The sequence below is a fragment of the Nonomuraea sp. NPDC052129 genome, from assembly GCF_040680095.1.
Lineage (GTDB): Bacteria > Actinomycetota > Actinomycetes > Streptosporangiales > Streptosporangiaceae > Nonomuraea.
The window spans coordinates 172972-187284 of record NZ_JBFAVX010000005.1; the positions used below are offsets into that span (position 1 = coordinate 172972).

The 14313-nt window shown below is 69.1% G+C and carries 17 protein-coding genes and 1 riboswitch; of the genes, 9 read left to right on the forward strand and 8 right to left on the reverse strand.

Going from position 1 to position 14313, the window contains the following annotated elements:
• Positions 1-47: 47 nt before the first annotated feature.
• Positions 48-131 carry a putative leader peptide gene (locus AB0L53_RS14625; protein ID WP_311132608.1) on the reverse strand — a complete coding sequence of 28 codons (84 nt, stop codon included), beginning with the start codon at positions 129-131 and terminating at the stop codon, positions 48-50.
• 241 nt (positions 132-372) lie between these two features.
• On the opposite strand from AB0L53_RS14625, the gene AB0L53_RS14630 reads away from it, so the two are divergent.
• From AB0L53_RS14630 to glyA, 5 genes are all read left to right on the forward strand, one after another.
• Positions 373-1149 (forward strand): TIGR03084 family metal-binding protein, encoded by a 777-nt coding sequence (locus AB0L53_RS14630; RefSeq protein WP_363993657.1) that lies wholly within the window; start codon positions 373-375, stop codon positions 1147-1149.
• A 33-nt stretch (positions 1150-1182) separates the two neighbouring features.
• Entirely contained in the window at positions 1183-1557 is a 375-nt protein-coding gene (locus AB0L53_RS14635; protein WP_358548915.1) for a YccF domain-containing protein, read from the forward strand.
• 60 nt (positions 1558-1617) lie between these two features.
• A complete protein-coding gene (locus tag AB0L53_RS14640; protein ID WP_357642581.1) occupies positions 1618-2553 on the forward strand; it encodes a YihY/virulence factor BrkB family protein in 936 nt (311 codons plus the stop codon).
• A gap of 229 nt (positions 2554-2782) precedes the next feature.
• Positions 2783-3130 carry a hypothetical protein gene (locus AB0L53_RS14645; protein ID WP_363993344.1) on the forward strand — a complete coding sequence of 116 codons (348 nt, stop codon included), beginning with the start codon at positions 2783-2785 and terminating at the stop codon, positions 3128-3130.
• Positions 3131-3175: 45 nt separating this feature from the next.
• Positions 3176-3257, forward strand: a riboswitch (ZMP/ZTP riboswitch).
• A 25-nt stretch (positions 3258-3282) separates the two neighbouring features.
• A complete protein-coding gene (gene glyA / locus AB0L53_RS14650) occupies positions 3283-4536 on the forward strand; it encodes a serine hydroxymethyltransferase (RefSeq protein ID WP_225289353.1) in 1254 nt (417 codons plus the stop codon).
• Positions 4537-4631: 95 nt separating this feature from the next.
• Here glyA and AB0L53_RS14655 read toward each other — a convergent pair whose 3' ends face one another.
• From AB0L53_RS14655 to AB0L53_RS14680, 6 genes are all read right to left on the reverse strand, one after another.
• The gene (locus tag AB0L53_RS14655; protein WP_363993345.1) at positions 4632-5834 is read right to left on the reverse strand and encodes an amidohydrolase/deacetylase family metallohydrolase; all 1203 of its coding nucleotides are present in this window, start codon (positions 5832-5834) and stop codon (positions 4632-4634) included.
• Positions 5831-6835, reverse strand: coding sequence for a serine hydrolase domain-containing protein (locus AB0L53_RS14660; protein WP_363993346.1), 1005 nt, complete (start codon positions 6833-6835; stop codon positions 5831-5833). Before AB0L53_RS14660 ends, AB0L53_RS14655 begins: the two co-directional genes overlap by 4 nt.
• Positions 6832-7104 (reverse strand): IclR family transcriptional regulator C-terminal domain-containing protein, encoded by a 273-nt coding sequence (locus tag AB0L53_RS14665; RefSeq protein WP_363993347.1) that lies wholly within the window; start codon positions 7102-7104, stop codon positions 6832-6834. Before AB0L53_RS14665 ends, AB0L53_RS14660 begins: the two co-directional genes overlap by 4 nt.
• A 189-nt stretch (positions 7105-7293) precedes the next feature.
• Entirely contained in the window at positions 7294-8595 is a 1302-nt protein-coding gene (locus AB0L53_RS14670; protein WP_363993348.1) for a CHRD domain-containing protein, read from the reverse strand.
• Positions 8596-8764: 169 nt separating this feature from the next.
• The gene (locus AB0L53_RS14675) at positions 8765-9487 is read right to left on the reverse strand and encodes a zf-HC2 domain-containing protein (RefSeq protein ID WP_357941096.1); all 723 of its coding nucleotides are present in this window, start codon (positions 9485-9487) and stop codon (positions 8765-8767) included.
• On the reverse strand, positions 9484-10032 hold the full coding sequence (locus AB0L53_RS14680; RefSeq protein WP_357941099.1) for a sigma-70 family RNA polymerase sigma factor: 549 nt from the start codon (positions 10030-10032) through the stop codon (positions 9484-9486). Before AB0L53_RS14680 ends, AB0L53_RS14675 begins: the two co-directional genes overlap by 4 nt.
• Before the next feature lie 294 nt (positions 10033-10326).
• On the opposite strand from AB0L53_RS14680, the gene rsgA reads away from it, so the two are divergent.
• Positions 10327-11424, forward strand: coding sequence for a ribosome small subunit-dependent GTPase A (rsgA, locus tag AB0L53_RS14685; protein WP_363993349.1), 1098 nt, complete (start codon positions 10327-10329; stop codon positions 11422-11424).
• Positions 11425-11441: 17 nt separating this feature from the next.
• The gene (locus AB0L53_RS14690) at positions 11442-12071 is read left to right on the forward strand and encodes a phosphoribosyltransferase family protein (RefSeq protein ID WP_363993350.1); all 630 of its coding nucleotides are present in this window, start codon (positions 11442-11444) and stop codon (positions 12069-12071) included.
• Between the two features lie 178 nt (positions 12072-12249).
• Here the strand turns inward: AB0L53_RS14690 and AB0L53_RS14695 are convergent, their stop codons facing one another.
• The gene (locus AB0L53_RS14695) at positions 12250-12726 is read right to left on the reverse strand and encodes an ATP-binding protein (protein ID WP_363993351.1); all 477 of its coding nucleotides are present in this window, start codon (positions 12724-12726) and stop codon (positions 12250-12252) included.
• 131 nt (positions 12727-12857) lie between these two features.
• Here AB0L53_RS14695 and AB0L53_RS14700 point away from each other — a divergent pair, with 131 nt between their 5' ends.
• Together AB0L53_RS14700 and AB0L53_RS14705 are read left to right on the forward strand one after the other, a co-directional pair.
• The gene (locus AB0L53_RS14700) at positions 12858-13745 is read left to right on the forward strand and encodes a helix-turn-helix transcriptional regulator (RefSeq protein WP_363993352.1); all 888 of its coding nucleotides are present in this window, start codon (positions 12858-12860) and stop codon (positions 13743-13745) included.
• 116 nt (positions 13746-13861) lie between these two features.
• On the forward strand, positions 13862-14095 hold the full coding sequence (locus AB0L53_RS14705) for a DUF397 domain-containing protein (protein ID WP_225289364.1): 234 nt from the start codon (positions 13862-13864) through the stop codon (positions 14093-14095).
• Positions 14096-14313: the final 218 nt, after the last annotated feature.

Consider the following 14313-nt stretch of genomic DNA (forward strand, 5'->3'; position numbering starts at 1 on the left):
GGTGAAGGAGGAGATTTGCGACGCGCGCAACGGAGAAAACGGGTGGGTTAACGGGCGTCGCAACAGATGGCACTGCGGACACGCTGAAGATCGACGTGTCGTCGACCGACAAGCATGGGGTCCGCTGGCATAGTTCGAAGATACGCTAGGTATCCGGTATGTCCAAGACTGGGTCCAGACTGTGGACGCTCTTCACCCCTGACGGGGCCAGTCCAGGTCCGACTCGGCCGGCTCCTCCGCCTGCTGGTGCTGGCAATCGCACCAGGAACCGCCGCGACACTCCTCGTGGCGCTTTTCCTTGCACTTCTCGCAGATCACCCTTGCATTATTCCTCGTAGAACCTTGTTCGGTAGGCTGACGCGTGTGGACCTCATGGGCGAGTTGCTGAGCGACCTGCGTGCGGAGACCGCGTCACTCGATGAGCTGTTACGGCCCCTGGAGGCCGGAGACTGGGAGCTCGGCACACCCGCCGAGGGATGGGCGGTGCGTGACCAGGTGAGCCATCTGGCCTGGTTCGACGAGGCCGCGCGCACCGCCGTGACCGATCCCGACGTCTTCCGGGCGGCGGCGGCGCACTTCACCTCCACCGACGACCTGGCCGCGGAGTTCCGCGGGCTCGCCCCCGACGAACTGCTCGAATGGTTCCGTACGGCGCGCGCCCGCAGCATCAAGGCGTTCACCGGGCTGTCGGCCCGTGACCGGCTGCCCTGGTACGGGCCCGACATGTCGGCCGCCTCCTTCGTCACCGCCCGGCTGATGGAGACCTGGGCGCACGGCCAGGACGTGGCGGACGCGCTCGGCGTCACCAGGGAGCCCACCCCGAGGCTGCGGCACGTGGCGATGATCGGGTTCAGGGCCATGCCCTTCGGTTTCGCCGTACGGAATCTGCCCCTTCCGTCGCGGGCGGTGCGCGTGGATCTGACCATGCCCGACGGGACGCCGTGGACGGCGGGGCCCGAGGAGGCCGCCGACACCGTCCGCGGGCCGATGCTGGACTTCTGCCTGCTCGTCACCCAGCGCGTCCACCGCGACGACACCGACCTGGAGATCACCGGCGAGACGGCGCGCGCCTGGATGGAGATAGCGCAGGCGTTCGCCGGACCACCCGGTAAGGGTCGATCAGGGAAAGGCCAGGGGTATTCCCGATGATGTGAGAGGCAGCCCCGGTGACATGCTGTAAGCATGCGGACAATCCTGAACGTCATCTGGCTGATCTTCGCCGGTGTCTGGCTGGCCATCGGCTACGCGATCGCCGGCGTCATCTGCTGCATCCTGATCGTCACGATCCCGTTCGGCATCGCCTCGTTCAGGATCGCGGCCTACGCGCTCTGGCCGTTCGGCCGGACCGTCGTGCGCGACCCCGACGCGGGGGCGCTCTCCACGATCGGCAACGTCATCTGGCTCGTCTTCGCGGGCATCTGGCTGGCGGTCGGACACGTGGTCACCTCGATCCCCTTGTTCCTCTCGGTCATCGGCATTCCGCTGGGCATCGCGAACCTGAAGCTCATCCCGGTTTCGCTGCTCCCGCTGGGTGCGCGCATCGTCGACGTCGACTAGGGCAGTGCCCAGGGGACGTAAGCTGTCCCGAAGAGTCACTGCTAATAACCGTTGGGTGCCATGACGTCCACCGATGCGCCTAGCCGGTCGATGAGGAGGCGGCTCGCCTCCAACGCCCGTGCCAGGCTGAACTGGGTGCTCGACACGAATTCGTGGGCGACCGTCCGCGCGACCACGAACGCGGGAGTCACTTACCGCGTCACGGGCCTCGCGGGAGAGGCGGCCTTCTTCGCGCTGTTGTCCCTCCCGCCGTTCGTGCTGGGACTGATCGGGGTACTGGCCAAGCTCGGCACCTGGCTGGGACCCCAGGTTGTCGTGCAGGTGAAGACCTGGGTGATCGACCAGGCCGGGCTGCTGTTCACCGACGACGCGGTGCACAAGGTGGTCAACCCGCTCATCACCGACGTCCTCAGTGACGACGCGAGCAAGGTGTCGATCATCTCGGTGGGCTTCCTGCTGTCGCTCTGGTCGGGCTCGCGGGCGCTGTACGTCTACGTGGACCTCATCTCCGTCTCCTACGGGCTCGGCGAGGAACGCGGCATCATCAGGACCAGGCTGATGTCGTTCGGGCTCTACGTGATCGGGCTGGTCATCGGGATCATCGTGATGCCGGTGCTGGTCATCGGGCCGACACTGCTCAAGGACGCGCTGCCGGGGGAGTACGGCGTCCTCGTCGACCTGCTGTACTGGCCGGTGGTGGTCATCGGCTCGGTGCTCTTCCTGACCGTGCTCTACCACGTGAGCGTGCCGGTCCGGACGAAGTGGTACCGGGAGCTGCCGGGGGCGATCCTGGCGCTGTTCCTGTGGATCGTGTGCGCCGCGGTGCTGCGGGCCGTGCTCGCGGCGTGGTTCTCGCCCGTGTCCGTCTACGGCTCGCTGGCCGCGCCCATCGCGCTGCTGCTCTGGCTCTACATCACCGCGCTCGCCGTGCTGATCGGAGCCATCCTGAACGCCGAGGTCGATCGGCTCTGGCCCGGCGCCAGTCGTACCAAATAGGGAATAATCCCCCAGTGGACGCACAGCGGAGAGTCGGTCCCTACACGCTCCTCAGGAAGCTGGGCGAGGGTGGCATGGGGTTCGTCTACCTCGCGGAGGACCCCACCGACAGGCGCGTCGCGCTGAAGATGATGCGGCCCGAGCTGGCCGCCCGTGAGGAGTTCAGGCGCAGGTTCGGCAAGGAAGCCGAGGCCGCCAGGCGGGTCGCCAGATTCTGCACACCTTCCAGGTGCGCATCGACTCCCTCGTGCGGCAGGGCGCCACGGCCCGCCTGCAGTGGACGGTCAAGAACGTCGGCACCAAGAACGCGCCCCTGTACGACAGGTTCGGCGCGAGCACCCTCGACAACACCGTGTCGAGGATCAGCATCGTCCCACCCGGCGTGGGCAAGCCGTTGTACCCGGCCAGGAAGGACAACGCCTGTCAGTGCGCCGAGGTCCCCACGGCCTCGTTCGGGGGCGGTATGCAGCTTCAGCTCTGGGCCGTCTTCGAGGGCCTGCCCCAGGACGCGGAGCACGTGGACGTCAACCTCGGGCCGCTCGGAACGATCAAGAACGTGGCCCTCTCATCTGCCTGATCACCTGATCCGTGCCCGGTCCCCCCTGCCCGATCCGCTATCGTCTAGAACGTCGCGACTGGCGCGTTAGGTGGGGCGAACCACCAGGGAGCGGAAGGGCAGAAGGCCGTGCGCCTGGGTCTTCGCACATTGTCATCGATGACAGGAGAGTCATGAGTTCTCTCACAAGCGTAGACCCGCAGATCGCCGAGCTCATCAAGGCGGAGGAGCGCCGTCAGGCCGACACCGTCAAGCTCATCGCGTCGGAGAACTACGTGTCCAAGGCCGTTCTGGAGGCCACGGGCACCGTCCTGACCAACAAATACTCCGAGGGCTACCCCGGTAAGCGTTACTACGAGGGCCAGCAGGTCATCGACCAGGTCGAGACTCTGGCCAACGAGCGTGCCAAGGCGCTGTTCGGCGTCAATCACGCCAACGTCCAGCCCTACTCGGGCTCGCCCGCCAACCTGGCCATCTACATGGCCTTCCTGCAGCCGGGCGACACCGTGATGGGCATGGGCCTGCCGTTCGGCGGTCACCTCACGCACGGCTGGTCGGTCTCGGCCACCGGCAAGTGGTTCAACCCGGTCCGCTACGGCGTGCGCCAGGACACCGGCCGCATCGACCTCGACGAGGTCAGGGCGCTGGCGCTGGAGCACCGGCCGAAGCTGATCTTCTGCGGTGGCACGGCCATCCCGCGCACGATCGACTTCGAGGGCTTCGCGTCCATCGCCCGTGAGGTGGGCGCCGTACTCGCCGCCGACATCGCGCACATCGCCGGCCTCGTCGCGGGCGGCGCGCACCCGTCGCCGGTGGGCCACGCCGATGTGATCTCCACGACCACGCACAAGACGCTGCGCGGCCCGCGCGGCGCCATGCTCATGGCCACCACCGACGAGCACGCGACCGCGCTCAACAAGGCCGTCTTCCCCGGCCTGCAGGGTGGCCCGCACAACCACACCACCGCCGCCATCGCCGTGGCCCTGCACGAGGCGTCCACCGACGACTTCAAGGCCTACGCGCACCAGGTGGTGACCAACGCGAAGGCGCTGGCCGAGGAGCTGTCGAGCCGCGGCTTCGACCTGGTCTCGGGCGGCACCGACAATCACCTCATCCTGCTCGACCTCACGCCCAAGGGCATCGGCGGCAAGCCGGCCGCCCAGGCGCTCGACCGCGCGGGCCTGGAGACCAACTACAACACGGTCCCGTTCGACACCCGCAAGCCGTTCGACCCGAGCGGCATCCGCATCGGCACCCCCTCGGTCACCTCCCGGGGGATGGGGCCGGGCGAGATGCGGCAGATCGGCGCGTGGATGGACGAGGTCGTCACCGCCCTGGCCAAGGGCGACGCCGAGCACGTCATCAGCCGGGTGCATCACGAGGTCAGCGAGCTGACCGCGCAGTTCCCCGCGCCTGGTCTCTCCTGATTTCGTTACGGCACAGCCGCCCCACCGCCACCCGCCATACGTGGCTGAGGGCCTCCAGGAAAACGGCCGCTGAGCCCGCACAGGGCTCGGCGCCGTTACGTGCGTGTCGTTGACCGGTGGCGCGGTTCGGTGGGCCGGAGGCGTCCCTCTCGGATGGTGGCCACCGGGAGGACGTGGTGAGTGGGCTCGCGGTGGGTTCCGCGAGAATCCACATAGACCCGCTCCGTCTCCCCGGCAAGCCCAAACTCCGTTGCCCCTCCGGCTGGTCGGGACTCCGTGGCATCCCCAGTCAGCCGGAATACCGTGGCGTGCCGTATCGCGCCGTTGTCCGCCAGCCATTCCGAGTCCGGCGAGTCCATGCGCAGGACGCGGCGGGGTGCGTCCGTGACCGCCGTGATCGCGTTCTCCAGTGGCAGGCCGCAGGCCAGCAGCTTGGTGATCGTGGTGGCCAGATCGTGCACCGGGCCGCCGATGTTCCGTACATGGATGTCGGTGCTGATCGAGTGCGGAGGAAAACCGGCGGCGATCGCGCGTTCGGCGACCTCGAAGCTGAAGCTGGCCGCGCCATGCCCCACGTCCAGCAGCACGCCCCGGTCGAGCGCGCGGGCCAGCGCCGGGGTAGGGGTGCCGTCAGGCCGCCACGGATGGCCGGTCTTGCCGTGGTAGCAGTGGGTGATCACGTCGCCCTCGTCCAGCAGGTCGAGCACGTCCTCGATCAGCGGCGGTGCCTCGCCGACGTGCACCAGCAGGGGCAGACCCGCCTGCCGGGCGACGAGCCGGCCGAGCTGGAGCGGTTGCAGCCCCATCGCGCCCACGACCGCGCCGCTGGAGCGGACCTTCACGCCGCAGACCAGGCCCCGGTACCGTTCGATGGCGGTCAGCGTGGCGTCCACGTCGATGAAACTCGGGTCGGCCGTTTCGCGCAGGTGAACGAGGCCGTATGAGCCGATGTTCACCCAGGCGCGTATTTCGGTCTCGGCGGCCGGGATGACATAGCGGGCCAGCCCGTCGATCGTGGCCTGGCCCGCGCTGCCCGCGTCGGCGACCACGTGCACGCCCTGGTCCAGGCCGACCCGGTCCGGGGGCACGCTGATCACCGTCATCCCGTCGTAGACGTGGGCGTGCAGGTCCACCCAGCCGGGCCCGATCCAGAGATCCCCGGGCCGCTCCCGGGTCGGCTCCAGCACCAGCCCGCCGTCTCCCGGAACCAGCCGCACCGCCGACGCCGAACCGACCACCCGAAGCACGCCGCCGACCCCGAAACCGCCGACCCCGGAGCCGCCCGCGCCCCCGGTCATGCCAGGGCCTCCGCCACGGCCATGTTGTGGAAGGCGCGGCGGATCCGGTTGATCGCGTCCGACCCCCGCCTCGGGTGCACCCGATTGGTCAGCAGCACCACGAACACGTCCAGCTCCGGATCCACCCACAGGCTCGTCCCCGTGAACCCGGTGTGCCCATACGCCGCCGGGCTCAGCAGATCGCCTCCGCTGCATCCGGGCCGTTCCCACCCCTCCCAGGCCAGCGCCCTGCCTCCGGTCCGCGTCCGGGTCATCACCTCGAGCGTCCGGGCAGCCAGAAAGCCGCCGCCCCGGCACAGCGCCCGGCCCAGCCGCGCCAGGTCGTCCAGCGTGCCGAACAGCCCAGCGTGCCCGGCCACCCCGCCCAGCACCTCGGCGTTCTCGTCGTGCACGGTCCCCTGGACTATCCGGCCGCGCCACGGGCAGTCCTCGGTGGCGGCCGCACGCCGATGGTCGGCCTCGGGCAGCAGGAAGCGGGTCTCGTCCATGCCGACGGGCTCGGTCACCCGCTCCCGTACAAGCTGGTCGAGCGGTGTCCGGGCGGCCCGTTCGGCGATCAAGCCGAGGATCATGAACCCCTGGGAGCTGTACTCGACCCCGGGCGAGGGGCGCAACGGCAGCCGGGCCACCGCGGCGAGCAGTTCGTCGCGGGTCGGGTGGTCGCGGTAGAGCGGCTGCTGTCCGGGGATGCGTGAGGTGTGCGTCAGCAGCTCGAAGACGGTGATGCCGGACTTGTCGGTCGAGGCGTACTCCGGCAGGTGCAGCGCGATGGGATCGTCCAGGGTCAGCTCGCCCGACTCGACCAGCGCCATGACGGCCAGCCCGACGATCGGCTTGGTGAGCGAGGCCAGGTCCCACAGGGTGTCGTCACTGACCGGGTCGCCGTTCCACGCCAGCGTGCCGAGGCGGCCACGCGAAACCGGGCCGTTCGACCTGCCGTAGGCCCAGGCCGCGCCGGAGAACTCCCTTAGGGCGCGGGCCCGCGCGAGCACGTCCGTCATACGTTCCTCCCGATCGCCGCCGACTCGCGGGCGGCGGCGGCCACCACCAGCGGTCCCAGCAGCGGTATGTCGTCCTGACTCTGGCTGAGCGTGAGACCCGCGACGCTCACCGCGCCCACCGCCGTCCCACTCGCGTCGCGGACCACCGCCCCGACGCGGCGCACGTTCGCCTCATTCTGCTCCTTGTCGATCGCGTAGCCGCGTGAGCCTACCGCCTCCAGTTCCTGAAGCGGCAATGCCGCCGCCGACCGGGGCTGAGGTCCGGGCATGAGGACGCCCCGCCGTACGGAGGGTTACGGCGGGGCGTCGGGTGCCTTCGGGGACGGGCCGGAGGTCCCCGGAGGCGGTGGCCGGTGGCGGGTGGCGCCGCTACAGGCCGGGGGCGGTCCTCGCGGGCGGGACCGAATCGCCCGCTCGGACCTGCTCTTCAGTTGGTCTCACAGACTTCCCTGCGGTGATCAGCCGAGGAAGAGGTAGTCGGCCTTGTAGTCGACCTGGGTCTGGGCGCCGACCGTGCAGGTGCCCGCGGGGGCCACACCGCCCTCGGTGTTGAGGCGCAGGATCGTGGTGGCGTGGGCCAGCAGGCCGGTGTTCTTGCCGGACTGGGTGGCGTCCAGGACCAGCTCGGGGATGTTGCCGTCACCGTTGGGGGTCTTGGTGACGACCGCTCCGCGTACCGCGCTGCCGTCTGGAGCGACCCACTGCGGCGGTCCCGCGGCGGGGGTCACGAAGGAGTGGTCGATGCCGCGCCGCAGCTTGGCCGCCACGCCGTACTGGGTGAAGGCCGGGGCCGCACCGGGCTGCTGGGTGCAGGCGTAGATCTGGGCGCCCTTCAGCACCTCGGCGGTGACCGCGCGGGGGTGGTCGAACGGGTCGCCGGACAGCTGGCCGCGTACCGCGCCGCCGTTGAACTCCGTGGTGTGCAGGTTGGTGTAGTACCGGCCGGGGTTGGCGGCGATGCGCTTGACGACCGGCGCGGCGACCTTGGCCTCACCCGCGACGCCCGTCAGGTTCGACGGCAGGCCCGCGGCGTCGGCGAACAGGTCGGTGACCACGTCGCCGTTCTTGCCGCTCGCGCCTTTGTGGATGTGGCCGTTGGTCACCGGGGCGAGCCCGGTCCAGAAGGCGGTGTAGCCGATGACCGAGCCGGTCGGGCGCAGCCACCAGGTGGCCTGGCCGTCCTGGTCGCCGCGCTTCTTGCCGTCGTTCGCGGGCACTTCCTTGGTGCCGTCGGCGCGGGCGGAGAGCGTGGCCTGGTTGCTGCCCTGCAGGACGCCGTTGAGGTCGATCGGCTTGTTCAGCCGGTGGAACTGGCCGCGGACCGCGCCCTTGGGGTGGGCGGCGTCGTGCAGGTTGGCGTAGAAGCCGCCCGGGTCGTCGATCAGCGCCTTGACCAGCGCCGGGTCGGCGGTGACCGTGCCGGTCACGCCGAGCACGGACTTGGGCAGCGGCTTGGTGAAGAACTCGAGCTTGACGTCGCCGTTGGCGCCCTTGGCGGCCTGGTGGATGTGCCCGGCGGTAGGTGAGTCGATCTTGTTCCAGCGAGCCGCGAAGGTGACCTCGTTACCGCTGATCTTGATGACGACGGTCGACCGGCCATCGGCGTCACCCTTGACGCCCACCTCGTTGGCACCGCGCAGGCCGGCGGCCAGGTACACGTCGTCACCGGAGGCCGAGACAGTCGCCTGAGCAGCGGTGGCGGGAGCGAGAAGGCCGGTGGCGAGCAGCGCCCCGGACAGGGCGAGCGTACGAATCGACATGATGAAACCTCTTCAAGGATTGTCATTGGGGTTGGTACGGCAAGCAGTACGCGACCAGGTCCGAAGAGGTTCAACCGCTGAATCCGTAAAATTACACATAGGGAAGCACGCATAAAAAAGCCCTCCCACCTGCGGTGGAAGGGCTTCTGGGAGGTGGCTCCCGGGGAATTCAGGCTCTGACGGTAAGTAAAGTCTTACCAGTCGTGGTGACCACCTCGAAATGATCGATGTCCTCGAGCTTCCACGGGCTGCCGCCGTGCATGTAGAGCGGATCGGGCGACCCGGGCACGCCGTATCCGGCGGGCGGCACCGACCAGCCCGTCATGATCCGCTGCTTGCCCGTCTTGGACACCGAGATCAGCTCGCATTCGAGCGGGCCCTTGATGCCCGAGAGCTTGAGCGCGGCATGCGTGCCCCAGCCCTTGGACTCCAGCACCAGCCCGCCGGTCACGCCGTCGGCGCCGACGCCCTCGATGGGCTTGCCGTCGGCGTAGAACTGCTCGGCCGGACCCAGATGCTGCGTGGGATGGCCCGCCGCCACGGGCGGCGCCGCGTCACCGCCCCCGAGCTGGGTGCCGACCGCGAGCCCGCCGGCCACCAGCGTGACCGAGGCCGCCAGCCCGATCACGAATGTGCCCCGCCTCGACCGCCGGTCCTCCGCCTTCTTACGCCGGAGCAGGTCGATGACATCGGCCTGTCCGTAATCGGGAGGAGGGGGCTCTTCTCGCACCGGCCCGATCCCCGTCAGCACACTGGCCACTCCGGCCAGCTCTGACAGCTCCGCCCGGCATGACGGGCAGAGGGAGAGGTGCGCTTCGAAGGCCAGTCTGTCGTCGTCGTCCAGCAGACCGAGGGAGTAGGCGCCCACGTCCGTATGCTCGACTCTGTTCACGCCGTCACCCCTCTCTCCTGCAGTGCGACGCGCAACGCGCGGACCGCGTAGTAAACCCGGGACTTCACTGTGCCAACGGGGATGCCGAGCGCTATGGCAGCATCGTTGACCGACCGGTCTCGCAAGATCGTCTCGTTGAGGATCTCGCGGTGGGCCGGGGATAACGCCATCAGCGCCTCGGATACGACCACCTGGTGCAGCAGTCCCTCCATCTCGTCCGGCACGGGCATGCTCTCCAGCGGGCCGTCGCCTGATTCCGGCGGGCGGGCTTCCTTGCGCCGCCGGTCATCGATCACGATACGGCGTGCGACGGTGGCTAGCCAGGGCATGAGCGAAGCCGAGTCCGGATCGAGCTGCTCGGAACTACGCCAGGCGCGGATCATGGTCTCCTGCACGACGTCCTCGGCCCATTGCCGATCGCCCGCCGTCAGCCGGATCACGAAGGCCAGCAGCGGCCGGTGGTACTCCCGGTAGAGCGTGGAGACGACCACTTCGTCATCCGGACGTACTCGTCTCATCCGGTGGCGTGAGCGTGGCTTGCCCATGGGGGCGGCTCCCTCGGCCGAGGGCGGGGGACACGTGCTGACTCGCATCATTCCCCTTTCAAAGTGCAGTCGGCAGGAAGTACGGACAGATTCCCTGGCGCGGTTCAACAGATCGAGAAGAAAGTCGTTGCGAACTCGCAGGAGGGATGCGTAGAGTCACTTCCCAGCTGCACCGAGAACTCGAGTGAGGAGGTGACGACCATGCGGGCTGTTCTGTTCGGCTTGCCGTCTGTCATCCTCCGGGTGCTCGCTTAGAGGTCACCCGGGTCCTTCTCGACCAAAGGTGTCACTCCGTTGTTCTCCACGCTTTTCCCGCTCGGCTGGACCGAATCCCGCGCCGCCGAGCTACCACTACACACCGTGCCCGCCCGGGTGTCCCGGGTCGATCGCGGCGCGGCCGAAGTGATCGCCGCCGATGGGCAGCATCACGTCAAGTACGGCGCGCGCGTCCGCAGGGCGTCCGCTGACGACCCGGTGGCGCTGCCCTGCGTCGGAGACTGGGTCGCGCTCAAGGAGCTCCCAGAGGGCCGATACGAGCTCGACGCGGTCCTGCCGAGAAGCAGCGCCTTCGTCAGGGGCGGCGTCAGCCGCGACTCGCGCGGCGGCCTGTCGGGCGACGGCCAGGGCCAGGTGCTCGCGGCCAACATCGACATCGTCTTCGTCGCGGAGCCGTCCATGCACGCCACGGACTTCGCCGACCTGGGCCGCATCGAACGGCTCGTCGCGCTGGCCTGGGAGTCGGGCGGCACGCCGGTCGTGCTCGTCACCAAGTCCGACCTGTTCGAACGCGGCCTCGACGACCTGCTCGCCGACGTACGCGTCGCCGCGCCGGGCGTCGACGTGCACGCCGTCTCCTCGGTGCTCGGCGACGGCGTCGAGCTCGTACGCGGCTACCTCGAAGGCTCGCGTACGGCCGTCGTGCTCGGCCCGTCGGGCGCCGGAAAGTCCACGCTCGTCAACGCCATGGCGGACGGCGAGGCGATGGACACCCAGCAGGTGCGCGCCGCCGACGGCCGGGGCCGCCACACCACCGTGCACCGGGAGCTGATCCCGCTGCCCGGCGGCGGCCTCGTCATCGACACGCCGGGCATCCGCCGCGTCGGCCTCTACGAGATGAGCGAGGGCGTCGACCTCGTCTTCTCCGACATCGAGGAGCTGGCGGCCGGCTGCCGGTTCGACGACTGCGGCCACGAGAGCGAGCCTGGCTGCGCGGTGCTCGCCGCGCTGGAGAGCGGCGAACTCCCCGAGCGGCGGCTGATCAGCTGGCGCAAGCTCCAGCGCGAAGCCGCCTGGATGGCCTCGCGCACCGACGCGCGGCTCCGCAAGGAGCAGCAGAACAAGTGGAAGGTCATCCACAAGGAAATGCGGCGCACGGGCAGAAACCGGCCCTGACCGGGTAACACCACTGCATGGAACTGCTGTTCGCGGACCGCGCGCAAGCGGGGGCCATGCTGGCGGGGCGCCTGCTCGACGCGCAGGACCCGGTGGTGCTGGCGCTCCCGCGCGGCGGCGTGGCGGTGGCCGTGCCGATCCACCGCAGCATCGGTGGCCGGCTCGACGTGCTGGTGACCCGGAAGATCGGCTATCCGCCGACGCCCGAACTGGGCGTCGGCGCGATTGCCGAGGGCGGCGAGCCGGTGTTCGACCTGCAGCTGCTGCGCCGGCTCGGGATGACGCCCGAGTCGGTGGCGGACGTGGTCGCGGAGGAGCGGCGCGAGCTGGCCCGCCGGGTCAAGGTCTATCGGGGCGACCGCCCGCTGCCCGATCTCGCTGGACGCGAGGTGATCGTGGTCGACGACGGCCTGGCCACCGGCGCCACCGCGCGGGCCGCGCTCAGGGCGGTCGGCGCGGCCAAGCCGGGCCGGGTGACGCTGGCCGTGCCGGTGGGCGCCCGCGACACCGTCGCGGCCATGCGCGAGGAGGCCGACGAGGTGGTGGTGTTGCGGGTCCCGGCGGATTTCCGGGCGGTGGGGCAGTGGTACGAGCACTTCGACCAGCTCAGCGACGCCGACGTGCTGGATCTGCTGGCGGGTGTCTAAGTGAGGGGTGTTTCGTCACGCGACCGTCTCGGGCCCTGTGACGGTCCGTCAGGGCTGGTGCCCCTTGGGGGATACCCCCTGCGGGGGTGAGGAAGAGGCCGGTCCGTGGAAGGCGAGGTCCCTTCGGGGGAGCGGACGAAGGTGGTCCGTTGTGGCCGGGGTCCCCATGGGCGAGGGGTCAGCTGGAGAGTACGGCCCAGACGAGCTTGCCCTGGGTGCCGGGGGTGAGCCAGCCCCAGGTGGTGGTGAGGGCCTCTACCAGGCGCAGGCCGCGGCCGTATTCGGCGAAGACGTCGGTGGTGGGCGGGGTGGTCGGCGCGTGCCGGCTGTAGTCGCTCACCACGCACGCCACCTCGGGCCGCCGGCTCAGCAGCCGGAGCTGGATGGCGCCGCCGCCGTGCCGCATCGCGTTGGTGACAAGCTCGGAGACCACCAGCTGGGCGTCGAAGACCATGCCGTCGGAGCCCCACGAGGTGAGCGTCCGGTCGACGAACCGCCTGGCGGAGGCCACACAGACGGGTTCGAACGTGCTCAGCTCATGAAAGCGGAAGACCTCGTCACACGGACCGCGCCGCCCTTCGAGCAGAATGGGCAGCAGCCATTCGGGTGCCTGGGCACACGTGGCGGCTTGCGGCCGAGCGTCGAAAGTCGTCATCCTGGCCCCCGAAGCGCGGTCTAGGTGATCCAATGCCCATCTTTACGGCGTGTGCTTACCGATGCAAGACTTTTCGTGTTTTACAGATGCAAATAGCATCTGCACGTGCAGATGATCTGGGAGCGATGGGTGTGAGCGCACTGAGTGCGGAAGGGAATGTGGTCGGCTACTCGCCGGGAAGCCCGACGGTGCTGCGGATCCTGCTGGGTACGCAACTGCGCAGGCTCCGCACGGAGAAGCGTATCTCGCGGGAGGACGCTGGGTATGCGATTCGCGCTTCTCACGCCAAGATCAGCCGCCTGGAGCTCGGGCAGGTCAGCTTCAAGGAACGCGACGTCGCCGATCTGCTCACCCTCTACGGCGTCACCGACGAGGCCGAGCGGTCGCCGTTGCTGGAGCTGGCCCGGCAGGCCAACGCCCCGGGCTGGTGGCACAAGTACAGTGACCTGCTGCCCGGCTGGTTCGAGGTCTACATCGGGCTGGAGGGTGCGGCCTCGGTCATCCGTACGTATGAGAACCAGTTCATCCCCGGCCTGCTCCAGACGCCCGAGTACGCCAGGGCGGTGATCAAGCTGGCGCACGAGACGACTCCCGAGGCCGAGCTCGACCGACGCGTGGCGCTGCGCACCAGGCGGCAGGAGCGCCTGGCCGGTGGCCGGGTGCTCAAGCTGTGGGCGGTCATCGACGAGGCCGTGGTGCGGCGCGCGCTCGGCGGCCGTGAGGTGATGCGCCGGCAGATCGAGCACCTGCTGGAGATGACGAAACGGTCCAACGTCACCGTTCAGGTCATCCCGTTCGAGCGCGGCGGGCACGCGGCCGCCGGCGGGCCGTTCAGCATCCTGCGCTTCCCCGAGCGTGAGCTGCCCGACGTCGTGTACCTGGAGCAGCTCACGAGTGCCCTCTATCTGGACAAGCCGGCTGAGTCCGAGCATTACATGCAGGTCATGGACCGATTGAGCGTCCAGGCCGACTCCCCTGAGCAGACCAAACGCTTCCTGGAGCGCCTGCTTTCAGTGTGATCCACCCCATATCAGGGTTTTGGTCGTCCCCTATATGGCGATCTTGGCGATGCCGTAACGTGATCTCGCAACCACGGCTGCACGTGCATCCGTAAGCGCGCGAGGGAGCTTCCCCAATGCATGAGTTCCGCAACGGAACGCCCGCCGGTCGCCTTCCCGCCGTCTGGCGCAAGAGCAGGCGGAGCAACCCCAACGGCAACTGCGTCGAGGTGGCCGATCTGCCCACGGGGGAGGTGGCGATGCGTAACTCACGCTTCCCCGAGGGGCCCGCCCTGGTCTACACGCGGGATGAGATCACCGCGTTCGTGCTCGGCGCCAAGGACGGCGAGTTCGACGATCTGATCGTCTGAGTCTCTGATCGTCTGAGCCAAGAGCCCCGAGCCAGGCGTAGCGCCGACCCAGAGCGGTCCAGCCCGAAGCTCGGGAGACACTGATCCGGAAATTACTTCAGCCCGGCGTCACGGATGACGCCGGGCTGAAGCGCGTGCTGGGGGCTGAGGTCTTTGCCTGATCAAGCAGTTGCCCCGACCGGGTTCGCCGGAGCCTGGACTTGGCTGGCCAGGCCCCG